This is a genomic window from Burkholderia sp. AU31624, assembly GCF_020420065.1.
Classification (GTDB): Bacteria; Pseudomonadota; Gammaproteobacteria; order Burkholderiales; family Burkholderiaceae; genus Burkholderia.
In genome coordinates, this window is the sequence record NZ_JAIZRT010000003.1 from 508,494 (window position 1) to 530,512 (window position 22,019).

Genomic DNA, 22,019 nt, shown 5'->3' on the forward strand with positions numbered 1-22,019 from the left:
TTTCTGATCGTTCCGACTCTCCTGACACCCGGCCGAACATGAGCAACACCCTGACCACGGCGATGATCTTCGCCGCCGGGCGCGGCGAACGGATGCGCCCGCTCACCGACACCCGCCCGAAGCCGCTGCTCGAAGCGGGCGGCAAGCCGCTGATCGTGTGGCAGATCGAGGCGCTCGCCCGCGCGGGCATCGAGACGATCGTGATCAACCACGCGTGGCTCGGCGAGCAGATCGAGGCTGCGCTGGGCGACGGTTCGCGCTGGGGCGTACGGCTCGTGTATTCGGCCGAAGGCGAAGCGCTGGAAACCGCGGGCGGCATCGCGCAGGCGTTGCCGCTGCTCGAACGCGACGGGCAGCCGGCCGTGTTCGCGGCGGTGAGCGGCGACGTGTACTGCGCGTTCGACTATCGGTCACTCGCGCCGCGTGCCGCCCGGATGGCTGCGCTCGACACGCCGGCGATGCACCTCGTGATGGTGCCGAACCCGCCGTTCCACCCGGCGGGCGACTTCGCGCTCGGCGACGACGGCCGCCTTGCACTCGACGGCGCCGCGCGCTTCACGTTCGGCAACATCGGCCTGTACGACACGCGGATGTTCCGCGATCTCGCGCCCGGCACGCGGCGCGCGCTGACGCCGTACTATCGCGCGGCGATCGAGGCCGGCCGCGCGAGCGGCGAACTGTATGAAGGTATCTGGGAGAACGTCGGCACGCCCGCGCAACTCGGCGAGCTGGATGCGCGGCTGCGCGCCGCAGAGTGACCGGCTGACGGGTCGTCGGGCTGATTGATCAACAGACCGGTCAACTGACTGGTTGGCTAGCTGGCTGACGGGCGAACTGGCGGCGTTGGCCTGGCCGATCAAAGGGTCCGCGCATGTCCGACCGCCATGCCGGCCCGACTCCCGCCCATCAAACGTCCCCCGTCCTGCTGCGCCCACCCCGCGCGCAGCCCCGCCGCTCACGCGGCTTCCGCTTCTTCCCCGCCTGCCGCCGCACGCTGCTGCTGCAACGCCCACATCTGCGCATACAACCCGTCGGCGCGCACGAGTTCGTCGTGCGTGCCGCGCTCGACGATCCGCCCGTGGTCCATCACGAGGATCTGCTGCGCGTGCACGACCGTCGACAGCCGGTGCGCGATCACGAGCGTCGTGCGATGCCGCGCGATCTGGTCGAGTTCGTGCTGGATCGCGCGCTCCGAGCGCGAATCGAGCGCCGACGTCGCTTCGTCGAACAGCAGCACCGGCGGGTTCTTCAATAGCGTGCGCGCGATCGCGACGCGCTGCTTCTCGCCGCCCGACAGCTTCAGCCCGCGCTCGCCGACCGGCGTGTCATAACCCTTCGGCAAACTTTCGATGAAATCGTGGATGTGCGCGGCACGCGCGGCCGCGATCACCTCGTCGCGGGTCGCGCTCGGCCGGCCGTACGCGATGTTGTAGTAGATCGAGTCGTTGAACAGCACGGTGTCCTGCGGCACGATCCCGATCGACGCGCGCAGCGAGTCCTGCGTGACGTCGCGGATGTCCTGGCCGTCGATCCGGATCGCACCGCCCGCCTGCCGGTCGAGATCGTAGAAGCGGAACAGCAGCCGCGACAGTGTCGACTTCCCGGAGCCGCTGTGGCCGACCACCGCGGTCGTCGTGCCCGCATCGATCGTGAACGACACGTCGTGGAGAATCTGCCGCGCCGGCTCGTACGCGAAATTCACGTGCTCGAAGCGCACCTGCGCGCCGGCGACCGCGAGCGGCCGCGCATCGGGCAAATCGGCCACTTCCTTCGCGGCCGACAGCAGCCCGAACATGCGATCCATGTCGGTCAGGCTCTGCTTCAGCTCGCGATAGACGACACCGAGAAAGTTCAGCGGGATGTACAGCTGCAGCATGAACGTGTTGATCAGCACCAGGTCGCCGAGCGTCAGCTTGCCCGCGAGCACGCCCTGCGTCGCACGCCACAGGATGAACACGAGCCCCGTGCCGATGATCGCCTGCTGGCCGAAGTTCAGCACCGACAGCGAATTCTGCGAACGGATCGCGGCCTTCCGGTAGCGCTTCAGGTTCTCGTCGTAGCGCTGCGCTTCCCACTCCTCGTTGCCGAAATACTTGACCGTCTCGTAGTTGATCAGCGAATCGATCGCCCGCGAGTTTGCACGCGAATCGAGTTCGTTCATCGTGCGGCGGAAATGCGTGCGCCAATTGGTGACCTTCACCGTGAACACGATGTAGGTGACCAGCGCCGCGAACGTCACGTACGCGTAATAGGCCTCGTACTTGACCACGAAGAAGCCAAGCACGAGCCCGACCTCGACGAGCGTCGGCAGGATGCTGTACAGCGAATACGAAATCAGCTGCTGGATGCCGCGCGTGCCGCGCTCGATGTCGCGCGACATGCCGCCGGTCTGACGCTCCAGGTGAAACCGCAGCGACAGCCCGTGCAGGTGCCGGAACACCTGCAGCGCGAGCTGGCGCACCGCGCTCTCGGTGACCTTCGAGAACAGGATCTCGCGCAGCTCGGTAAACAATGACGTGGACAGCCGCACGAGCGCATACGCGACGACCAGCAACCCCACGCCGCCCGCGAGCACGATGCCGGCCGACTGCTCGGCGCGGCCGATCGCGGTGATCTGCTGGACGTAGGACAGGTGGTCGACGATGCGCTTCATCACGACCGGCACGCCGAGGTTCGCGACCTTCGCGCCGATCAGGCAGCCGAGCGCGAGCGCGACGCGCCATTTGTAGGTGGTCAGGTACGGCAGCAGCGACCGGATGGTTTGCCAGTCGTTGCGGGGCCCGGTCGAAGCCGGCGCGGGCTCGCCGGAAGCAGGAAATCGGCGCATGGGGGAAGGATCGGCGGCGGTGCCGGACGCGTGCATCGGCGGCCGGCTCGCTCACTTTCTCGTACAATTTGCGAACGTTGTATTGTCGCAGAAGCCGCTTCGCGCCGCTGCCGGCGCCCTCGCCGGCCAGCCTGCGCGCGGCGGCGTATTTATTACAGGATGAAAGCCCCCGCCATGACCGATTCGACCCTCGAACTCCCGCAAAAGCAGCCCGCGCTGCGCGTCGTCCCGCAACCGCACGACGCGAACGTCCACGGCGACGTATTCGGCGGCTGGATCATGTCGCAGGTCGACATCGCCGGCTCGATCCCCGCGAGCCAGCGCGCGAACGGTCGCGTCGCGACGGTCGCGGTCAATTCGTTCGTGTTCAAGCAGCCGGTGTTCGTCGGCGATCTGCTGAGCTTCTACGCGACCATCACGCGTACCGGCAACACGTCGATCACGGTCGACGTCGAGGTATACGCGCAGCGCATGCGCCTGATGGGTGAAATCGTGAAGGTCACCGAAGCGACGCTCACCTACGTCGCGACCGGCACCGACCGCAAGCCGCGGCAACTGCCGCCGCTCTGACGGACGAGCGCCGCGCGGCGGCGCTTCCCCCTGCCTTCGGCCACCTCAGTGCGTGGCCGTCAGCCCGAACTCCCGCATCGCGGGCAGGAAATCGTGGTTCAGCTTCGGCTTGCGCGACAGTTTCACCAGCACATAGCGCTGGAACGGCGCGAGCCGCTGCCACTGCGCGAGCTCGGGCGCCATCAGCCCGGCCAGCGCGCTCTGCTGCACGAGCGACTCCGGCACGCTGTCGGTGGCACGCCAGGCCGGCTGCTCGTCCGGCTGGAACCACGAGGGCTCCAGATCCGCGTGCGTACGCAGCATTTCGAACAGCGCGTGATCGAAGTTGGGCTCGATCGCGGTGTCCTCGTCGGCCGGAAAGCGCGCGAGCAGCTTGCGGTCCTCGAGCGGCAGCAACTGCCACTGCTCCAATGAGATCCGCAGACCGAAACGGTCGAGATTGAAACGCACGATCATCGGGATGTACGTGAAGTTTTCCGACGAATCGTGTTCGAAGGCGAATAGCAGTGGAGCGTCGCTGAGTCCCATGATCGTTACCTGATGTGGCGGATACCGGCGCGGCCGGCTTGCCTGGGGTATTTTAGAACCTCTGCGCGCGGGTGGCGGATACGATTGCCGCCGGCCCCGCGCGCCGAATCAACGGGAGTGCTCGTGAATCCGACCGAATCCGGCGACCTGCGCGACGAACCGCGCGGCGCGATCGAACTGTCCGTGCGCCGCACGCGCGGCGGCGCCGTCGAAACCGCACACGACTACGTCGGCCAGGAATGGCCCGTCGCACTCGTCTTCAACGGCATCTCGCATGCGGTGATGATGTGTACGCCGTGCGACCTCGAAGCGTTCGCGGTCGGTTTCGCGATCTCGGAAGGGATCGTCGCGCGCGGCAGCGACATCAAGGACATCGAGGTGATCCTGCACGCCGACGCGCCGCTGCCGCATGCGGAAGTCCACCTGGAGGTCGTCCAGCAGGCGTTCGCCGCGCTGAAGGACCGGCGCCGTGCGCTCGCGGGGCGTACCGGCTGCGGCGTCTGCGGGATCGAAAGCATCGACCTGCTCGACCTCGCGCCCGAACGCGTGCCCGATACGGGCTTTCTCGCACGCCTCGCCCCCGACGCGCTGACGCGCGCGGCGCAGGCGCTGCCGGTTCACCAGGCGCTCACGCGGCTCACGGGCGGCCTGCATGCGGCCGCGTGGTGCGACGCAACAGGCGCGATCCGGATGGCATTCGAGGACGTCGGCCGCCACAACGCACTCGACAAGCTGATCGGCTCGCTCGTGCTGTCGCGCGCCGACGCGACCGACGGCTTCGTGTTCCTGTCGAGCCGCGCGAGCTACGAGCTCGTGCGCAAGGCCGCACGGGTCGGCATCCCGCTGGTCGCGACGATCTCCGCGCCGTCGTCGCTCGCGATCGAGATCGCGAAGGCAGCCGGCTTGCGGCTCGTCAGCTTCTGCCGCGAAACGGGCCACGTCGACTACGGCACGGCCTGATCGCGATCCCGGGAGCGCGCCGGCAGTCCGCTGCCGGCGCGCCCTGCTCCGTCAGACGGTCAGTCGAACTGACGGAAATCCGGCTTGCGCTTCTCGAAGAACGCCGTCATCGCCTCGCGCGCTTCCGGCGCGCGCAGCATCGTGGCGAAGTGGCCCGCTTCCTCGGCCATCCGCGCCTGCGTCGCCACCCCGCCCGTATCCTTCAGCAGCGCCTTCGTCACACGCAGCGATGCCGCCGGCAGCGCCGCGAGCTTTGCCGCCTGCTTCGCTGCGAACGCGTCGAGCTCGGCCGCCGGCAGCACGCGGTTGACGATGCCGATCCGGTGCGCTTCCAGCGCGTCGAACGCTTCGCCGAGCAGCAGCTTCTCGGCCGCGACCTGATGGCCGGCCAGACGCGGCAGCAGCGCGCTCGACGCGGCTTCCGGGCACAGCCCGAGCTGCGTGAACGGCAGCGAGAACGTCGCGGTGTCGGCCGCGTAGACCAGATCGCAGTGCAGCAGCATCGTCACGCCGACCCCGATCGCCAGGCCCGGCACCGCGGCCACGATCGGCTTGCTCGCGCTGCTGATCCGCGCGAGAAACTGGAACACCGGCGCGGTGTCGTCCTTCGGCGGCGACTTCAGGAAATCCTCGAGATCGTTCCCCGCGGTGAAGTTGCCGTCGCCACCGCGCAGCAGGATCACGCGAACCGCCTTGTCTTCCTGCGCTTCCGCGAGTGCGTCGGCCATCGTCTGGTACATCGCCGCCGTCAGCGCGTTCTTCTTCGCCGGGCGCGCGATCGTGATCGTCATCACGCCATCGGCGCGTTCCACTTGAATTTCGGCCACAACCGTCTCCTTTGACTTTCCTCTATCGGAATGAAAAAACGGTGCGCGAGCTCGTGGCCCGCGCACCGTCGTAGCTTGTCGTCGTGCTCCGCTTACAGGCGTTCGATGATGCCCGCGGCACCCATGCCGGTGCCGACGCACATCGTGACCATCCCGTACTTCAGGTTGCGGCGGCGCAGGCCGTGCACGACGGTCGCCGCGCGGATCGCGCCGGTCGCGCCGAGCGGGTGGCCGAGGGCGATCGCGCCGCCCATCGGGTTGACCTTCGACGGGTCGAGGCCGAGATCGCGCATCACCGCCAGCGATTGCGCGGCGAACGCTTCGTTCAGCTCGATCCAGTCGAGATCGTCCTGCTTCAGGCCGGCGGCCTTCAGCGCGGCCGGAATCGCTTCCTTCGGGCCGATGCCCATGATTTCCGGCGGCACGCCACGCACCGCGAAGCTCACGAAGCGCGCGAGCGGCGTCAGGTTGAATTCCTTGAGCACCTTCTCCGACACCACGAGCAGCGCGCCCGCGCCGTCCGACGTCTGCGAGCTGTTGCCGGCCGTGACCGAGCCCTTGTTCGCGAACACCGTGCGCAGCTTCGCGAGGCCTTCGATCGACGTATCCGCACGCGGACCTTCGTCGAGCTTGATCTCGCGCGTCTTCACGTCGACTTCACCCGTCGCGAGGTTCGGGAAACGCTCGGTGATCGTGTACGCGGCGATCTCGTCGTTGAACTCGCCGGCCTGCTGGGCGGCAAGCGCCTTGCGGTGCGACTCGACCGAGAACGCGTCCTGGTCTTCGCGGCTCACCTTCCACTGCTCCGCGACGCGCTCGGCCGTCAGGCCCATCCCGTACGCGATGCCGAAGTCTTCGTTGCGATCGAAGATGTGCGGCGACATCGACGGCTTGTTGCCCATCATCGGCACCATGCTCATCGATTCGCAGCCGCCCGCGAAGATCGCGTCCGATTCGCCGACGCGGATGCGGTCGGCCGCCATCGCCAGCGCCGTGATGCCCGACGCGCAGAAGCGGTTGACCGTCACGCCGCCGACCGTCTGCGGCAGGCCTGCGAGCAGCGCGCCCATGCGCGCGACGTTCAGGCCCTGTTCGGCTTCCGGAATCGCGCAGCCGATGATCGCGTCTTCGATCAGCTTCGTGTCGAAGCCGGGCACCTGCGCCACCGCCGACTTGAGTGCGTGGACCAGCAGCTCGTCCGGGCGCGTGTTCTTGAAGACACCGCGCGGGGCCTTGCCGATCGGCGTGCGGCTGGCGGCGACGATGTATGCGTCTTGCAATTGTTTGCTCATTTGAGACTCCTTGCCTTATCCGCTCGCTCAGTTACGCACCGGCTTGCCGGTCTGCAACATGCCCATGATCCGTTCCTGCGTCTTCTGCGTGCCGAGCAGCTCGACGAACGCACGGCGCTCCAGCGCGAGCAGCCACTGCTCGTCGACCAGGCTGCCGGCTTCGACGTCGCCGCCGCACACGGCTTCGGCGATGCGGCTCGCGATCAGGTAGTCGTGATCGCTGATGAAGCGGCCGTCACGCATGTTGACGAGCGATGCCTTGATCGTCGCGATCGCCGAACGGCCGGCGACCGGCACGTCCTTCGCGCGCAACGGTGCGCGGTAGCCGGTTGCGGCCAGTGCACGCGCTTCCTTCTTCGCGGTGTCGAGCAGTTCGAACACGTTGAAGATGATCGTGTCGGACGGCTTCACGTAGCCCATCGCACGGGCATCGTGCGCGGACGCCGACACCTTCGCCATCGCCGCGTTCTCGAACGACTTCGTGACGAACTTCAGGATGTCGGTGGTCGCGTTCGCGGCCGTTGCGGCGTCCGCCGCGCGCAGCGCCGCTTCCTTCAGGCCGCCGCCCGCCGGCACGAGGCCGACGCCCACTTCGACGAGACCGATGTAGCTCTCGACGTGCACGACACGCTTCGCGCTGTGCAGCATCAGCTCGCACCCGCCGCCGAGCGCGATGCCCGACACGGCCGCGACGACCGGCACGTTCGCGTACTTCACGCGCAGCATGCCTTCCTGGAACTTCTTCACGAACGGCTCGATGCCCTTCGCGCCGCCCATCATGAACGCGGGCATCGCCTCTTCGAGGTTCGCACCGGCCGAGAACGGGCCGCCCGGCGTGCCGAGCTTCAGCGACGTCGGTTGCCAGATCACCACGCCCTTGTAGTCCTTCTCCGCGAGTTCGATGGCCTGCACGAGGCCGTCGATCACGCTCGGTCCGATCGTGTTCATCTTCGACTTGAACGACACGATCACGACGTCGTCTTCACCCGCACGGTCGTCGACCCAGGCACGCACGGCATCGGTCTCGAACAGCGTCTTGCCGTACGTCTTCGGATCGGCACCGGCTTCGCCGAGCAGCGGCGCGCGGAATACCTGCTTGTCGTAGACCGCGAGGTCCGAACGCGGCACGAAGCGCTTCGCTGCCGGCGCCCACGAGCCTTCGGCCGTGTGCACGCCACCCTTCTCCGCCACCGCGCCTTCGAGCACCCACGACGGCAGCGGCACGTTCGCGAGCGCCTTGCCGGCCGCGATGTCTTCCTGCACCCATTCGGCGACCTGCTTCCAGCCGGCAGCCTGCCAGCCTTCGAACGGGCCTTCGTTCCAGCCGAAGCCCCAGCGGATCGCGAGGTCGACGTCGCGCGCGTTGTCGGCGATCGATTCGAGATGCACGCCGATGTAGTGGAATACGTCGCGGAAGATCGACCACAGGAACTGCGCGTGCGGATGGTCCGTTTCACGCAGCAGCTTCAGGCGTTCCGCCGGCGGGCGCTTCAGGATGCGGCCGACCGTTTCGTCCGCCTTCGCGCCCGAATCCACGTAGGTGCCCGTCTTCGCGTCGAGCACCTTGATCGCCTTGCCTTCCTTCTTGTAGAAGCCGCCGCCCGTCTTCTGGCCGAGCGCGCCCTGCTTCACCAGTTCGGCGAGCACGGCAGGCGTCTGGTAGACCGGGAAGAACGGATCGTCGGCGAGGTTGTCCTGCATCGTCTTGATCACGTGCGCCATCGTATCGAGGCCGACCACGTCCGCGGTGCGGAACGTCGCCGACTTCGCGCGGCCGAGGCGGCTGCCCGTCAGGTCGTCGACTTCGTCGAAGCGCAGGCCGAACTTCGCGGCCTCGGTGATCACCGCGAGGATCGAGAAGATGCCGACGCGGTTCGCGATGAAGTTCGGCGTATCCTTCGCGCGCACGACGCCCTTGCCGACGATGCTCGTCAGGAAGGTTTCGAGCTGGTCGAGGATCTCCGGGCGCGTATGCGCGGTCGGGATCAGCTCGACGAGGTGCATGTAGCGCGGCGGGTTGAAGAAGTGCACGCCGCAGAAGCGCGACTTCAGCTCGTCCGAGAAACCTTCGGACAGCTTCGTGATCGACAGGCCCGACGTGTTGGTCGCGAAGATCGCGTTCGGCGCGATGTGCGGCGCGACCTTCTTGTACAGGTCGTGCTTCCAGTCCATCCGCTCGGCGATCGCCTCGATCACGACGTCGCACTCGGCGAGTTTCGCGATGTCGTCTTCGTAGTTCGCTGCCTCGAGGTACTTTGCATCGTCCTTCACGCCGAACGGCGCGGGCGACAGCTTCTTCAGGTTCTCGATCGCCTTCAGCGCGATCGCGTTTTTCGGACCTTCCTTGGCCGGCAGGTCGAACAGCAGCACCGGCACGCGCGCGTTGATGAGGTGCGCGGCGATCTGCGCGCCCATCACGCCGGCGCCCAGCACGGCGACCTTGCGAATCAGGAAATTGCTCACGGGATGTCTCCGGATAGTGTCGTGCAGCGCGGGAGGTGGGGGCTGCACGGCGAAGTGAGTACCAGGAACCGTTGCGTTCGGGCGGCGCGGCACGCGGCGCGCCCCGCCCGGACTCGCGTCAGAACAGCGATTCGTCGACTTCCATCAGCGTCTTCGAACCGGCGCGCGCCGCGCGGATCGTCGAAGCCGTCTCGGGCAGCAGGCGCGCGAAGTAGAAGCGAGCGGTGGCGAGCTTCGACTTGTAGAACGGATCGCCCGACGCTTCCTTGTCGAGTGCGAGGCGCGCCATGCGCGCCCAGAAGTACGAGAACACCAGGTGGCCGACGGTGCGCAGGTACGGCACGGCGGCAGCGCCGACTTCGTCCGGGTTCTGCATCGCCTTCATGCCGATTTCCATCGTCAGCTTCTGCACCTTGTCGCCGATGTCGGCGAGCGGGTTGATGAACTCGGCCATTTCCGGCTTCACGCCTTCGGCTTCCGCGAATTCCGTGACGAGCTTGCCGAACTTCTTCAGCTTCGCACCCATGTCGCCGAGCACCTTGCGGCCCAGCAGGTCGAGCGACTGGATCGAGTTCGTGCCTTCGTAGATCATGTTGATCCGCGCGTCGCGCACGTACTGCTCCATGCCCCACTCGGAGATGAAGCCGTGGCCGCCGTAGATCTGCATCGCGTGGTTGGTCGACTCGAACGCGTTGTCGGTCAGGAACGCCTTGATGATCGGCGTGAGCAGCGCGACGAGGTCGGCCGCTTCCTTGCGCACCGCTTCGTCACCGTGCGACAGTTCCTTGTCGATCTGCAGCGCGGACCAGTACGTGAATGCACGCGCGCCTTCGGCGTAGGCCTTCTGCGTGAGCAGCATGCGGCGCACGTCCGGGTGCACGATGATCGGGTCGGCCGGCTTGTCCGGTGCCTTCGGGCCCGTCAGCGAGCGCATCTGCAGGCGCTCCTTCGCATAAGTGAGCGAGTTCTGGTACGCGACTTCCGTGAGGCCGAGGCCCTGCATGCCGACGCCGAGGCGCGCGGCATTCATCATCACGAACATCGCGTTCAAGCCCTTGTTCGGCTCGCCGACCATCCAGCCCTTCGCGCCGTCGAGGTTCATCACGCACGTCGAGTTGCCGTGGATGCCCATCTTGTGCTCGATCGAGCCGCACTTGATGCCGTTGCGCTCGCCCGGCTCGCCGGCTGCGTCGGGGATGAACTTCGGCACGATGAACAACGAGATCCCCTTGGTGCCTTGCGGCGCGTCCGGCAGGCGCGCGAGCACGAGGTGGATGATGTTCTTCGACATGTCGTGCTCGCCGCTCGAGATGAAGATCTTCGTGCCGCTGATCGAGTACGAGCCGTCGCCGTTGGGTTCGGCCTTGGTGCGCAGGATGCCGAGGTCGGTGCCGCAGTGCGGCTCGGTCAGGCACATCGTGCCCGTCCATTCGCCCGTCACGAGCTTCGGCAGGTAGCGCTGCTGCAGTTCCGGCGCGCCGTGTGCGTGCAGGCACTCGTAGGCGCCGTGCGACAGGCCCGGATACATCGTCCAGGCCTGGTTCGCCGAGTTCAGCATTTCGTAGAGCGCGTTGTTCACGAACGCGGGCAGGCCCTGGCCGCCGTAGTCCGGATCGCAGCCGAGCGCCGGCCAGCCGGCCTCGACGTACTGCTGGTAGGCTTCCTTGAAGCCGGTCGGGGTCTTCACGACGCCGTCGCCTTCATACGTGCAGCCTTCGCGATCGCCGACCTGGTTCAGCGGGAACAGTACCTCGGAGCAGAACTTGCCCGCTTCCTCGAGGACCTGGTTGATCGTGTCGGCGTCGAGGTCCGCATGCTTGGGCATTTGCTTGACTTCGGCTTCGACGTTCAGAAGCTCGTGCAACACGAATTGCATGTCGCGCAGCGGCGCGGCGTACTGTCCCATGACTCTCTCCAAAGGTGGGCAAAACGGCTCGAGCTCCTGGCGGGCGGATCACGCGCCGCTAACGGCTCTCGCTCTGATACGAAACAATCGTCTTTTCCAGCGCGGCCCACGTGAGGCGCACGGCGTCCGGCGAATGCAGGAAGCGTGCGTCGTGATGCAGGCCGAGCGTGAAGCTGTACAACTCGAAGAGCATCAGGTCCGGATCCGTATCCGCACGCAGATGGCCTTCTTCCTTCGCCTGCGAAATGGCACGCAGCATCGCGGCACGCCAGGCCGTCACGCTTGCGATCAACTGCTCGCGCACGGGGCTGTCGGGCCGGTCGTCGTACTCGACCGCACCGCTGATGTAGATGCATCCGGTCGTCACCTCCTGGATGCGCTTCTCCGTCCAGCGGGCCAGCATCGCCCGAAGGCGCGGCAAGCCTCGCGGCTCGCGCAGGCTCGGAAAGAACACCTCGTTTTCGAAACGATGGTGATACTCGCGGACGACCTCGACCTGCAGGTCCTCACGCGATCCGAAGTGCGCGAACACACCGCTCTTGCTCATCTGCATGCGCTCGGCCAGCAGGCCGATCGTCAGCCCCTCCAGCCCGTCACGGCTGGCGAGGTCCAAAGCAGCTTCAAGTATCGCGGCACGCGTCTGTTCGCCTTTTCGCATAGCTATTTCTGTAACCGTTCGGGGGTTCGAATAAAATCGAACGGCCGTACTATTATTGAGTGCGGCCGCTCGCGAAACAAGGAAATTATTAGAAACCGGTGTCTAACCGAGCCGCTATTTTGCGCGATTCCGGCGGGACCGGAGCGGCTTTTCCGCACGAACGTGCGGACAGATTTTTTGAAGCGAATACTTAGTCTGCGTTCAGTCGTAACCGCCGACCGTCAGCGCCTTCATCACGAGGCGGTACGTGTTGTACGCAAGCCAGTTCAGCAGCCGCTCGATGCGCGGGCGCGCGGCGTAGCGCGCGGCATCGATCTCCCGGCCTTCGGCGAACGCAGTCGCGATCGCGTCGCGCAACTGGTTCGTCACTGCATCGTAGCGCACCAGCACGACGTTCGCTTCATTGTTCAGCATCAGGCTCAGCGCGTCCAGGTTCGACGAGCCGACCGTCGCCCAGTTATCGTCGATCACGGCCACCTTGCCGTGCAGCATCGTCTTGTCGTATTCGGCCACGCGCACGCCCGCGCGCAGCAGTGCGTGATAGAGGAACGGCACGGCCGTATCGAGTGCCGCGAATTCCTTGCGGCCGATCAGGATCCGCACGTCGACGCCGCGTCGCGCAGCGCCCGTCAGCGCACGGCGCAGCTTGCGCCCCGGCATGAAGTACGGATTGGCGAGCAGGATCCGCTGGCGGGCCTGGCCGATCGCGGCGAGATACGCCTTCTCGATCGCGCGGCGGTTCACGACGTTGTCGCGCGCGACGAACGCGACGCTCGGCTCCGTCACGACCCGCAGCGCGCCGGCCTTTATCCACCGGTGGCTGCGCATCCAGCGGCGGAACATGTCGGGAAATGCTTCGCCGCCATGCAGCCCGGCCGCGTACTGCGCGTACGGCTTGTGGCCGAACTGGATCCGATGCCACTGCAACTCGAACGCGGCACGCACGTCGGACACCGCGGGCCCGGCCATCTCGACCGCGAAATCCCAGCGCGGGAACGGCAGCGTCGCGCTGCCCTGCGTGTAGTCGTCGACGATGTTGATGCCGCCGCAGAACGCGACCGCGTGATCGATCACCGCGAGCTTGCGATGCGTGCGCGAAAAGCCGAAGCGGCCGAACAGGAAGCGGTTGTAGATGCAATGCTCGACGCCGGCTTCGGCCCATGTGTCGAACAACGGCAGGCGCGCGGTGCCGATGCCGTCGGTGATCACGCGCACGCGCACGCCGCGCTGCGCCGCGCGGATCAGCGCATCCGACACCGGCCGGCCGGCCGCGTCGTCGCAGAAGATGTAGGTTTCGAGCATCACCTGCTCGCGGGCGGCATCGATCCGCTCGATCAGCGCCCGGAAGAATTCGCCGCCGGTTTCGCACAGACGCACCGTGTTGCCGGCCGTGAACGCGAGTCGCGACGCGGAACCGCGTTCCTGCAGGAACATCTGCCGCAATTGCGCGAAGCGCTTGCGGGCTTCCGCCGTCATGCGGACGAGCCGTGCGGCGCGCGCGACAGTGCCACGCGCGCGGGCAGTTGCAGGATCGCCTCGGCGTTCGACGGCGAGAAACAGCGCGCGGCCGCCTCGCGGAACGGCAGCCACGCATGGTCGACATGCTCGCGCGGCGACAGCGTCACGTCGACGCGATGCGGCACGCACAGGCCGAACCAGTGCTCGACGTTGCGCGTGACGCCCGGGGCGTAGCGGTGCAGGTATTGCGGATAGATCGTGTATTCGATCTTGTGGCGCCAGTCGACGAGCGCGCTGGCCGGCACCTCCGGCGTGCCGACTGCGATGCCGGTCTCCTCGGCTACTTCGCGCGCGGCGGTGAGCGCGAGCGGCTCGTCGAGCGCATCCTTCGAGCCGGTCACCGATTGCCAGAAATCGGGCTGGTCGGCACGCTTGATCACGAGCACATCGAGGTCGGGCGTGTAGATCACGACAAGAACGGATTCGGGGATTTTCGGCGGCTTCGTCATCTTTGTTTCATGCAACACAGGGCCGCGCGCCGGGCAAAGGCTCCGAACGGGCGGCAAGTGCTGCGACTGTACCGCAAAAAACGAAAAAGGCGCATCGCTGCGCCTTTTTCATGTGCGTCGTGTGTGCACGAACGCTCACACGACCGGGGACGAAGCGCGTTACGCCTTCGGCTGTTCCGGCTGACGCAGACGGATGTGCAGTTCGCGCAGCTGACGCTCGTCGACCGGGCTCGGCGCTTGCGTGAGCAGATCCTGCGCACGCTGCGTCTTCGGGAACGCGATCACGTCGCGAATCGAATCGGCGCCGGCCATCATCGTGACGATGCGGTCGAGACCGAATGCAATACCGCCGTGCGGCGGCGCGCCGTACTGCAGCGCGTCCAGCAGGAAGCCGAACTTGAGCTGGGCTTCTTCAGCACCGATCTTCAGCGCGCGGAACACCTTGCTCTGCACTTCCTCGCGGTGGATACGCACCGAGCCGCCGCCGATTTCCCAGCCGTTCAGCACCATGTCGTAGGCCTTCGCGAGGCAACGGCCCGGATCCGTCTCGAGGTACTCGAGATGCTCGTCCTTCGGGCTCGTGAACGGGTGGTGAGCGGCGACGTAGCGCGCATCTTCGTCGTCGTATTCGAACATCGGGAAATCGACGACCCACAGCGGCTTCCAGCCGGCATGGACGAGGCCGTTCGCCTTGCCGAATTCCGAATGGCCGATCTTCAGGCGCAGTGCGCCGAGGCTGTCGTTGACGACCTTCGCGCGGTCGGCCGCGAAGAAGATGATGTCGCCGTCTTCCGCGCCGGTGCGCTCGAGGATCGCCGCGATCGATGCGTCGTGCAGGTTCTTGACGATCGGGCTCTGCAGGCCGTCACGGCCCTTCGCCTTCTCGTTGACCTTGATCCAGGCGAGGCCCTTCGCGCCGTAGATGCGCACGAATTCGGTGTAGCCGTCGATGTCGCCACGCGACAGCTCGCTGCCCTTCGGCACGCGCAGTGCCGCAACACGGCCGTCCTTCGCGTTGGCCGGCGTGCTGAACACCTTGAAGTCGACGTCCTTCATCGCGTCGGTCAGCTCGGTGAATTCGAGCTGCACGCGCAGGTCCGGCTTGTCCGAACCGAAACGCGCCATCGCTTCCGAGTACGGCATCACCGGGAATTTCGCGTCGAGTTCGACGTCGATCGTCGTCTTGAAGATGTGACGGATCATGTCTTCGAACAGGTCACGGATTTCCTGCTCGCCGAGGAACGACGTTTCGCAGTCGATCTGCGTGAATTCCGGCTGACGGTCGGCACGGAGGTCTTCGTCGCGGAAGCACTTGGTGATCTGGTAGTAACGGTCGAAGTTCGCGACCATCAGCAGCTGCTTGAACAGCTGCGGCGACTGCGGCAGTGCGAAGAACTGGCCCGCGTTCGTGCGCGACGGCACGAGATAGTCGCGCGCGCCTTCCGGCGTGCTCTTCGTCAGCATCGGCGTTTCGATGTCGATGAAGCCCTGCTCGTCAAGGTACTTGCGCGCTTCGATCGCTACGCGGTAGCGCAGGCGCAGGTTGTGCTGCATCTGCGGGCGACGCAGGTCGAGCACGCGGTGCGTGAGGCGCGTCGTTTCCGACAGGTTGTCGTCGTCGAGCTGGAACGGCGGCGTGACCGATGCGTTCAGCACGTTCAGTTCGTGGCACAGCACTTCGATCTTGCCGCTCTTCAGGCCGGCGTTGACCGTGCCGTCCGGACGGTTGCGCACGAGGCCCTTGATCTGCACGCAGAACTCGTTGCGCACGCCTTCGGCGGTCGCGAACATTTCCGCGCGATCCGGGTCGCACACCACCTGCACGAGGCCTTCACGATCGCGCAGGTCGATGAAGATCACACCGCCGTGATCGCGGCGGCGCTGCACCCAGCCGCACAGCGACACGGTTTGGCCCAGCAGGTGTTCGGTCACGAGACCGCAGTATTCAGTACGCATCGACATGATGTTTGCTTTCGTTCGGTTTGATCAACGGGCGCCGCAACGCGCGGCCCGGGCGATGATTCTTTACTTACAGCGGCGGCTCGACGGGGCGGCGTGCAGGCGCCGGAGCCGGCGCCGGGGGCGCCACCACGCCCATCGAGACGATGTACTTGAGCGCGGCATCGACCGACATGTCGAGTTCGATGACTTCGCTCTTCGGCAGCATCAGGAAGAAGCCCGACGTCGGGTTCGGTGTCGTCGGGATATAGACGCTCACGTATTCTTCCGTCAGATGATTGAGCACGTCGCCGCCCGGCGTGCCGGTCAGAAACGCGATCGTATACGAGCCGCGACGCGGGTATTCGATCAGCAGCGCCTTGCGGAACGCGTTGCCGCTGCTCGACAGCAGCGTGTCCGACACCTGCTTGACGCTCGTGTAGATCGGCCCGACGACCGGGATGTGACGCACCACGGCGTTCCACCACGTGACGAGCTTCTGGCCGATGAAGTTCTGCGTGGCCAGCCCGACGACGAAGATGAACGCGAGCGTCAGCACCGCGCCGATCCCCGGCAGATGGAAGCCGAGCATCCGCTCGGGCTGCCACGATTCGGGCAGCAGGAGCAGTGTCTGGTCCATCGTGCCGATGATGAGACCAAGCACCCACAGCGTGATCGCGAGCGGGACGAGAACCAGCAGGCCGGTCAGAAACACCGATTTCAGGGTCGTCTTTTTCATCATCTGCCGTCAATGAACCGCGCCGGCGGGCGCGGGTTGGTCGCAGCCCGGCCGGGCCGCGACGGTCAACTGCCGGCGGCGGGCGCTGCAGCCGGGGCGGGCGCGGCGCTCGTCGTCGTGCTTTCGGAACTGCTCGATGCAGCCGGCGCGGCCGCGGCGTCCGTTGCCGCAGCCGGGGCTGCGTCGCCCGACGCCGTCGCCGGTGCGCTGGTGCCGCCCGAACCGCCACGGAAATCGGTGACATACCAACCCGAACCCTTCAGCTGGAAGCCCGCGGCAGTGACCTGCTTGCGAAATGCATCCTTCCCGCATTCCGGGCACTGCGACAGCGGCGCGTCGCTCATCTTCTGGAGCACGTCCTTCGCGAAACCACACGCTTCGCATCGATAGGCGTAGATCGGCATGATATTTTTCCCGCGGAAACTGGAAACGGCTTGCAAAACCTTGAATTATAGCCGAAACCCTGCCGCGCTCCGGCAATGGCCGCGATACCCGCGCATCAGCGGCGGCGCCACGTGAGCCAGCGCTCGTTCCCTTCGAACACGGGCAGCGAATCGGTCACGGGCAAATCCTCGATCAGCTCGAAGTGCGGCGTGAGCAGCGCATCGAGTTCGGCACGCTCGATTCCGAACGGCGGCCCCTTCGGTTTCGCCATCAGGAAAAAATAGCCGGCCAGCAATCCGTCAGCAGGCAGCAGCTCGGCCATGCGCGCCGCATAGCCGGCACGCATGGCCGGCGGAAGCGCGCACAGGAACGCACGCTCGTACACCCACTGCACGTCGAACGGCGGCCGGTACGCAAAGAAATCGGCCTGCTCGACGACGCCCGCATGCGCGCCGAGCTGCACCTTCGCGGCCGCCACCGCCTGCGCGGCGAAATCGATCGCCCGCACGGGCCAGCCGGCGTCGGCCAGCCACCCGGCTTCCTGCGCACTGCCGCAGCCGGGAATCAGCACTGTGCACGGCTCGAGCCGGTGCGCGAACACGCGGAAACCCTCGGGCACGCCGCCGAATTCCCACGGCGTCACACCACGCTCGAAACGTTCGTCCCAGAACGATGCGTTGCCGGGATCGCGCGTCGCGAAATCGGCGGCTGACGGTGTAGCGGGTTGCTTCGGATCGGACATCGCCCTGCTCCTTTCGGTCATGTGCCGTACGTGAGCGCCAGCAGCACACGCGCGACGAGCGCCCCGACGCCGACGGCAAGGCCGAAGATCAGCAGCGCCTGCATCAGCCGGTTCGTCCGCTTCTGCTCGATGAGGATCTGGCGCATCAGGTCTTCGCTCGCGGCACGCGGCGCGTCATGGCGCGCGACCATCGCGTGATGGATCAGGCGCGGCAGTTGCGGCAGCGTCTTGCTCCACTGCGGCGCCTCGACCTTGAAGCGCTCGTACCAGCCGCGCAGGCCGATCTGCTCGGTCATCCAGCGCTCGAGGTAAGGCTTCGCGGTCTTCCACAGGTCGAGCTCGGGGTCGAGCGAACGGCCGAGGCCCTCGACGTTCAGCATCGTCTTCTGCAGCAGTACGAGCTGCGGCTGAATCTCGACGTTGAAGCGGCGCGACGTCGAGAACAGCCGCATCAGCACCTGGCCCAGCGAGATGTCCTTCAGCGCGCGGTCGAAATACGGCTCGCACACCGCGCGGATCGCGCTTTCGAGTTCCTCGACGCGCGTTTCGGGCGGCACCCAGCCCGACTCGAGGTGAAGCGTCGCGACGCGGTGGTAGTCACGCTTGAAGAACGCGAGGAAGTTCTGCGCGAGGTAGTTCTTGTCGAAATCGGACAGCGCGCCGACGATCCCGAAATCGAGCGCGACGTAGCGACCGAACGTGTTCGGATCGAGGCTCACCTGGATGTTGCCGGGGTGCATGTCCGCATGGAAGAAGCCGTCGCGGAACACCTGCGTGAAGAAGATCTCGACGCCTTCGCGCGCGAGCTTCTTGATGTCGACGCCGGCCGAACGCAGCGTCTCGACCTGGCTGATCGGCACGCCGGTCATGCGCTCCATCACGAGCACCTGCGACGTCGAGAAATCCCAGAACATCTCGGGCACGAGCAGCAGGTCGAGGCCCGCGAAGTTGCGGCGCAGCTGGCTGCCGTTGGCGGCCTCGCGCATCAGGTCGAGCTCGTCGTGCAGGTACTTGTCGAATTCGGCGACGACCTCGCGCGGCTTCAGGCGCCGGCCGTCGGCCCACATGCGCTCGGTCCAGATCGCGATGTCGCGCATCAGCGCGAGGTCGGAGTCGATCACGGACAGCATGTTCGGGCGCAGCACCTTGACGGCAACGGCCTTGCCCGCGTGCTGGCCCTGCTTGAGCTTCGCGAAATGCACCTGCGCGATCGACGCGCTCGCGACCGGCTCGCGCTCGAATTCGTCGAACAGCTCGTCGACCGGCGCACCGAGCGACTTCTCGATGATCCCGATCGCGACCGCCGAATCGAACGGCGGCACCTGGTCCTGCAGCTTCGCGAGTTCGTTCGCGAAATCGACCGACAGCAAATCGCGGCGCGTCGACAGCACCTGGCCGAACTTCACGAAGATCGGGCCGAGGCTCTCGAGCGCGTGACGCAGCCGCACGGCAGGCGGATCGGAGTAGCGGCGGCCGATCGTCGTGATCCGCAACAGCAGCTTCACGCGCCGGTCGTCGATCCGGGACAGCATCACTTCGTCGAGACCAAAGCGGATGACGGTGTAGACAATCTTGATGAAACGGAAAATGCGCATGCCCTGCGGCCCCTCAGTGCGCGCCGCGCGGGCCGGAACCCGTGCGCGCGCCGATTTTTTGTTCGAGTCGCTCGACCCGCTTTTCGACCCGTGCGAGCGCATCGCGTGCGCGCGCCAGTTCGGCATCGAAGCCGCCGAGCGACGCGCGCCGGACGACTTGCGGGTTCTCGTCGAGCCAGTATTCGGCGACGGAATCGAGCACGTTGCGGCCGGTGCGTCGCGCGCGCGCGCCGGCGTCGCGCACGACCGTCGCGATCCGGTAGGCCGCCGCGTCGCCGACCAGCTTCGCGAGATCTTCTTCAGGTTCCCAGCGCAGGTGCTCGGCCAGCTTCGCGATCTGCGTGGCGAACTCCGCGTCGCCCTCGATCTTCACGTGCTTCATCACGGCCGCCTGGCCGCCCTGCAGGAACGCGGCGACCGTGTCGCCAGCAAGCGCGATCGACACGTCGACCTGTTGCGCATCGTGCGCGTCGACGGCCGACAGATAGCCGTCGGGCTGCACCAGCAGCGTCAGCGTAACCGGGGGCACGTCGATCCGGGCAGTCTTGCCCGAATAGGGAATCAGGCGGTCACGCGCCCACGATTCGCGGGCGAGCAGGTGATTGACAGCGGCAGCAAAAGGCTTGGCGGCAAAGGTCATCGGGCTGGGAAAGAAAAAACCCGCGCAGGCCGGGCGCCCACGCGGGTTTCTATTGTAACGTCGGATCGTCGGCAGACCGTGCCTGACCGCACACCCGGGCGGCAAGCGGTCGCAGTGCGGCGGCCGTCGCCCGGGTGCCGGCGGCGCGGGCCGCCGGTCACGCTCAGTGCGTGTTGATCTGCTGGATGCCCGCGAGCAGCCAGCCCTGACTGCCCGACTTCGACAGGTTCCACACCTCGTCGAACGGCGCGGCCGATGCATTCGCCGATTCGCGGATCAGGCCGTGGAAGCGCACGCTCGCCGACTGCTCGATGCCGCGATCCTCGATCGCGATCAGTTCCGCGTCGAGTTGCACGACGTCGGTCTGGTTCGACTCGTTACCGCGCGAATCGAGGTCGATCTTGATCTCGGCGAACATTTCCGGCGTCGTGAACTCGCGGATGTCGGCCAGGTTGCCCTGGTCCCACGCGGCCTGCAGGCGCACGAAATAGACCTTCGAGCTGCGCAGGAACGCTTCGGTGTCGAAGCCGGCCGGCACCTGGAGCGGTGCTGCCGCGGCAGCCGCTGCCGCGCCGGTGGCCGCGGCACCGCCGCCGAACACGCCTTGCGCTTCGTTCGCGTAGCTGCTGCCGCTACCCGAGTAGTTGCTGCCGGTGCCGCCCTGCTGGAACGACGGGCTTTGCGAGTAGCCGCCCGACGACGACGCCGAGCCGCCGACCGAGTAGGCCGGCTCCTGCGGACGACGGCGGTTCATGAACTTGCGGATCAGCCAGATGCCGACCGCCGCGAGCAGCGCGATCACGATGACGTTCGCCATCATGCTCGCGAATGCGCCGCCCAGGCCGAAGTGCGACAGCAGCGCCGCGATGCCGAGACCGGCCGCGAGGCCGGCGATCGGCCCGAGCCAGCGCGAGCGGTTAGGCTGCGCAGCCGGTGCGGGTGCGGCCGGATTCGCACGCTGCGCCTGCGACGGCGCGGCCTGCTGCATCGGCTGCTGCGCGGGCGGCGTGGCCTGGCGCTGCGTAACGGTGGAGTTCTGGCGGCCGATGCTGCGCCCGCCGCCCATGCGCTTGGCTTCGGCGTCGAGCGATGCGAACGTCCCGGCCGTGAGCAGGCCGACCATCAGCAGCGTGCCGACCCGTCGAGCCCACGGCTTCGACGGCTTGCTACGGTTGAACAACGAACGCGATTCGAACATCAGTTTCTCCGGATGTAAGACAAATGTATGGAAAGAGCCCCTTAATACTTGGCTCCCATGTGTAAAGCTACCACGCCACCTGACAAATTGTAATATTTGACGGCATCGAGGCCCGCTTGTTCCATCATCGTCTTCAGTGTGTCCTGATCGGGGTGCATCCGGATAGATTCGGCAAGATACCGGTAACTTTCAGCATCTTTCGCGAACTTGTCGCCAAGCCACGGTAATACTTTGAAAGAATACAGATCGTACGCTTTTTTCAGCGGATCCCAGACTTTCGAGAATTCCAGCACCATCACGCGGCCGCCGGGTTTCGTCACACGGCGCATCTCGGCCAGCGCGGCATCCTTGTGCGTCATGTTGCGCAGCCCGAACGCGACCGTGACCACATCGAAGTAGTTGTCCGGAAAGGGAATTTTCTCCGCGTCGCACAGCAGCGACGGCGTCACGATGCCCTTGTCGAGCAGCCGGTCTCGGCCGACGCGCAGCATCGATTCGTTGATGTCCGTGTGCCAGACCTCGCCCGTCGGCCCGGCCGCCTTCGCGAACGACCGGGTCAGGTCGCCGGTGCCGGCCGCAAGGTCGAGTACCTTGAAGCCGGGGCGCACGTTCGCCTGCGCGATCGTGAACGCCTTCCACGCGCGGTGCATGCCCGCCGACATCAGGTCGTTCATCAGATCGTAGTTGCTCGCGACCGAATGGAACACACCCGCCACTTTCTTCGCCTTTTCGTTTTCCTCGACGCTTTCGAAGCCGAAGTGGGTTTTGCTCATCGCGTTGATCCT

At 66.2% G+C, this 22,019-nt stretch carries 20 protein-coding genes; 3 read left to right on the forward strand and 17 right to left on the reverse strand.

Going from position 1 to position 22,019, the window contains the following annotated elements:
* Window positions 1-38 precede the first annotated feature (38 nt).
* Entirely contained in the window at window positions 39-758 is a 720-nt protein-coding gene (gene murU, locus LGM89_RS12645) for an N-acetylmuramate alpha-1-phosphate uridylyltransferase MurU (protein WP_089495608.1), read from the forward strand.
* 197 nt (window positions 759-955) lie between these two features.
* Here murU and LGM89_RS12650 read toward each other — a convergent pair whose 3' ends face one another.
* Window positions 956-2,827 carry an ABCB family ABC transporter ATP-binding protein/permease gene (locus LGM89_RS12650; RefSeq protein WP_089495609.1) on the reverse strand — a complete coding sequence of 624 codons (1,872 nt, stop codon included), beginning with the start codon at window positions 2,825-2,827 and terminating at the stop codon, window positions 956-958.
* A 174-nt stretch (window positions 2,828-3,001) separates the two neighbouring features.
* Here LGM89_RS12650 and LGM89_RS12655 point away from each other — a divergent pair, with 174 nt between their 5' ends.
* Window positions 3,002-3,397 (forward strand): acyl-CoA thioesterase, encoded by a 396-nt coding sequence (locus LGM89_RS12655; protein WP_059684352.1) that lies wholly within the window; start codon window positions 3,002-3,004, stop codon window positions 3,395-3,397.
* A 45-nt stretch (window positions 3,398-3,442) separates the two neighbouring features.
* Here the strand turns inward: LGM89_RS12655 and LGM89_RS12660 are convergent, their stop codons facing one another.
* Complete coding sequence (locus LGM89_RS12660; RefSeq protein ID WP_089456899.1) at window positions 3,443-3,925, reverse strand: nitrate reductase associated protein; 483 nt, start codon at window positions 3,923-3,925, stop codon at window positions 3,443-3,445.
* Between the two features lie 117 nt (window positions 3,926-4,042).
* Between LGM89_RS12660 and fdhD the strand changes: the two genes are divergently transcribed.
* Window positions 4,043-4,885 carry a formate dehydrogenase accessory sulfurtransferase FdhD gene (fdhD, locus tag LGM89_RS12665; protein WP_373452550.1) on the forward strand — a complete coding sequence of 281 codons (843 nt, stop codon included), beginning with the start codon at window positions 4,043-4,045 and terminating at the stop codon, window positions 4,883-4,885.
* A 59-nt stretch (window positions 4,886-4,944) separates the two neighbouring features.
* On the opposite strand, the gene LGM89_RS12670 is transcribed toward fdhD, so the two are convergent.
* The 15 genes from LGM89_RS12670 to ubiE form a co-directional block, all read right to left on the reverse strand.
* Window positions 4,945-5,712 (reverse strand): enoyl-CoA hydratase, encoded by a 768-nt coding sequence (locus LGM89_RS12670; RefSeq protein ID WP_089495612.1) that lies wholly within the window; start codon window positions 5,710-5,712, stop codon window positions 4,945-4,947.
* Window positions 5,713-5,804: 92 nt separating this feature from the next.
* Window positions 5,805-7,004, reverse strand: a complete 1,200-nt coding sequence (locus LGM89_RS12675) for an acetyl-CoA C-acyltransferase (protein WP_039360089.1) — start codon at window positions 7,002-7,004, stop codon at window positions 5,805-5,807.
* A 27-nt stretch (window positions 7,005-7,031) separates the two neighbouring features.
* Window positions 7,032-9,467: a 3-hydroxyacyl-CoA dehydrogenase/enoyl-CoA hydratase family protein gene (locus tag LGM89_RS12680; protein WP_046544448.1), complete on the reverse strand. Its 2,436-nt coding sequence runs from the start codon at window positions 9,465-9,467 to the stop codon at window positions 7,032-7,034.
* A gap of 118 nt (window positions 9,468-9,585) precedes the next feature.
* On the reverse strand, window positions 9,586-11,373 hold the full coding sequence (locus LGM89_RS12685) for an acyl-CoA dehydrogenase C-terminal domain-containing protein (protein ID WP_124580733.1): 1,788 nt from the start codon (window positions 11,371-11,373) through the stop codon (window positions 9,586-9,588).
* Window positions 11,374-11,431: 58 nt separating this feature from the next.
* Window positions 11,432-12,031 (reverse strand): TetR/AcrR family transcriptional regulator, encoded by a 600-nt coding sequence (locus LGM89_RS12690; RefSeq protein ID WP_006751498.1) that lies wholly within the window; start codon window positions 12,029-12,031, stop codon window positions 11,432-11,434.
* A 201-nt stretch (window positions 12,032-12,232) separates the two neighbouring features.
* Window positions 12,233-13,507, reverse strand: a complete 1,275-nt coding sequence (clsB, locus tag LGM89_RS12695) for a cardiolipin synthase ClsB (RefSeq protein WP_226206814.1) — start codon at window positions 13,505-13,507, stop codon at window positions 12,233-12,235.
* Entirely contained in the window at window positions 13,504-13,998 is a 495-nt protein-coding gene (gene nudB, locus LGM89_RS12700; protein WP_071335062.1) for a dihydroneopterin triphosphate diphosphatase, read from the reverse strand. Before nudB ends, clsB begins: the two co-directional genes overlap by 4 nt.
* 159 nt (window positions 13,999-14,157) lie before the next feature.
* On the reverse strand, window positions 14,158-15,960 hold the full coding sequence (gene aspS / locus LGM89_RS12705; protein WP_089495616.1) for an aspartate--tRNA ligase: 1,803 nt from the start codon (window positions 15,958-15,960) through the stop codon (window positions 14,158-14,160).
* A gap of 67 nt (window positions 15,961-16,027) precedes the next feature.
* On the reverse strand, window positions 16,028-16,678 hold the full coding sequence (locus LGM89_RS12710) for a DUF502 domain-containing protein (RefSeq protein ID WP_069248829.1): 651 nt from the start codon (window positions 16,676-16,678) through the stop codon (window positions 16,028-16,030).
* A 62-nt stretch (window positions 16,679-16,740) separates the two neighbouring features.
* The gene (locus tag LGM89_RS12715; protein ID WP_089495617.1) at window positions 16,741-17,079 is read right to left on the reverse strand and encodes an FmdB family zinc ribbon protein; all 339 of its coding nucleotides are present in this window, start codon (window positions 17,077-17,079) and stop codon (window positions 16,741-16,743) included.
* 95 nt (window positions 17,080-17,174) lie between these two features.
* Complete coding sequence (locus LGM89_RS12720) at window positions 17,175-17,801, reverse strand: SAM-dependent methyltransferase (protein ID WP_089495618.1); 627 nt, start codon at window positions 17,799-17,801, stop codon at window positions 17,175-17,177.
* A 17-nt stretch (window positions 17,802-17,818) separates the two neighbouring features.
* A complete protein-coding gene (gene ubiB, locus LGM89_RS12725; RefSeq protein ID WP_226273151.1) occupies window positions 17,819-19,396 on the reverse strand; it encodes a ubiquinone biosynthesis regulatory protein kinase UbiB in 1,578 nt (525 codons plus the stop codon).
* A gap of 13 nt (window positions 19,397-19,409) precedes the next feature.
* Window positions 19,410-20,036 (reverse strand): SCP2 domain-containing protein, encoded by a 627-nt coding sequence (locus LGM89_RS12730; protein ID WP_069248831.1) that lies wholly within the window; start codon window positions 20,034-20,036, stop codon window positions 19,410-19,412.
* 163 nt (window positions 20,037-20,199) lie between these two features.
* A complete protein-coding gene (locus tag LGM89_RS12735; RefSeq protein ID WP_089495620.1) occupies window positions 20,200-21,234 on the reverse strand; it encodes a Tim44 domain-containing protein in 1,035 nt (344 codons plus the stop codon).
* 41 nt (window positions 21,235-21,275) lie between these two features.
* Window positions 21,276-22,007 carry a bifunctional demethylmenaquinone methyltransferase/2-methoxy-6-polyprenyl-1,4-benzoquinol methylase UbiE gene (gene ubiE, locus LGM89_RS12740; protein WP_039360112.1) on the reverse strand — a complete coding sequence of 244 codons (732 nt, stop codon included), beginning with the start codon at window positions 22,005-22,007 and terminating at the stop codon, window positions 21,276-21,278.
* Window positions 22,008-22,019 lie beyond the last annotated feature (12 nt).

Excerpts from the sequence above, each read along its gene's own strand:
- LGM89_RS12650 (WP_089495609.1), bottom strand. The coding sequence starts at position 2,827 with ATGCGCCGATTTCCTGCTTCCGGCGAGCCCGCGCCGGCTTCGACCGGG.
- LGM89_RS12715 (WP_089495617.1), bottom strand. The coding sequence starts at position 17,079 with ATGCCGATCTACGCCTATCGATGCGAAGCGTGTGGTTTCGCGAAGGAC.
- ubiE (WP_039360112.1), bottom strand. The coding sequence starts at position 22,007 with ATGAGCAAAACCCACTTCGGCTTCGAAAGCGTCGAGGAAAACGAAAAG.
- LGM89_RS12675 (WP_039360089.1), bottom strand. The coding sequence starts at position 7,004 with ATGAGCAAACAATTGCAAGACGCATACATCGTCGCCGCCAGCCGCACG.
- nudB (WP_071335062.1), bottom strand. The coding sequence starts at position 13,998 with ATGACGAAGCCGCCGAAAATCCCCGAATCCGTTCTTGTCGTGATCTAC.
- LGM89_RS12690 (WP_006751498.1), bottom strand. The coding sequence starts at position 12,031 with ATGCGAAAAGGCGAACAGACGCGTGCCGCGATACTTGAAGCTGCTTTG.
- ubiB (WP_226273151.1), bottom strand. The coding sequence starts at position 19,396 with ATGCGCATTTTCCGTTTCATCAAGATTGTCTACACCGTCATCCGCTTT.
- LGM89_RS12720 (WP_089495618.1), bottom strand. The coding sequence starts at position 17,801 with ATGTCCGATCCGAAGCAACCCGCTACACCGTCAGCCGCCGATTTCGCG.
- murU (WP_089495608.1), top strand. The coding sequence starts at position 39 with ATGAGCAACACCCTGACCACGGCGATGATCTTCGCCGCCGGGCGCGGC.
- aspS (WP_089495616.1), bottom strand. The coding sequence starts at position 15,960 with ATGTCGATGCGTACTGAATACTGCGGTCTCGTGACCGAACACCTGCTG.
- LGM89_RS12655 (WP_059684352.1), top strand. The coding sequence starts at position 3,002 with ATGACCGATTCGACCCTCGAACTCCCGCAAAAGCAGCCCGCGCTGCGC.
- LGM89_RS12710 (WP_069248829.1), bottom strand. The coding sequence starts at position 16,678 with ATGATGAAAAAGACGACCCTGAAATCGGTGTTTCTGACCGGCCTGCTG.
- LGM89_RS12735 (WP_089495620.1), bottom strand. The coding sequence starts at position 21,234 with ATGTTCGAATCGCGTTCGTTGTTCAACCGTAGCAAGCCGTCGAAGCCG.
- LGM89_RS12660 (WP_089456899.1), bottom strand. The coding sequence starts at position 3,925 with ATGGGACTCAGCGACGCTCCACTGCTATTCGCCTTCGAACACGATTCG.
- LGM89_RS12685 (WP_124580733.1), bottom strand. The coding sequence starts at position 11,373 with ATGGGACAGTACGCCGCGCCGCTGCGCGACATGCAATTCGTGTTGCAC.
- LGM89_RS12730 (WP_069248831.1), bottom strand. The coding sequence starts at position 20,036 with ATGACCTTTGCCGCCAAGCCTTTTGCTGCCGCTGTCAATCACCTGCTC.
- clsB (WP_226206814.1), bottom strand. The coding sequence starts at position 13,507 with ATGACGGCGGAAGCCCGCAAGCGCTTCGCGCAATTGCGGCAGATGTTC.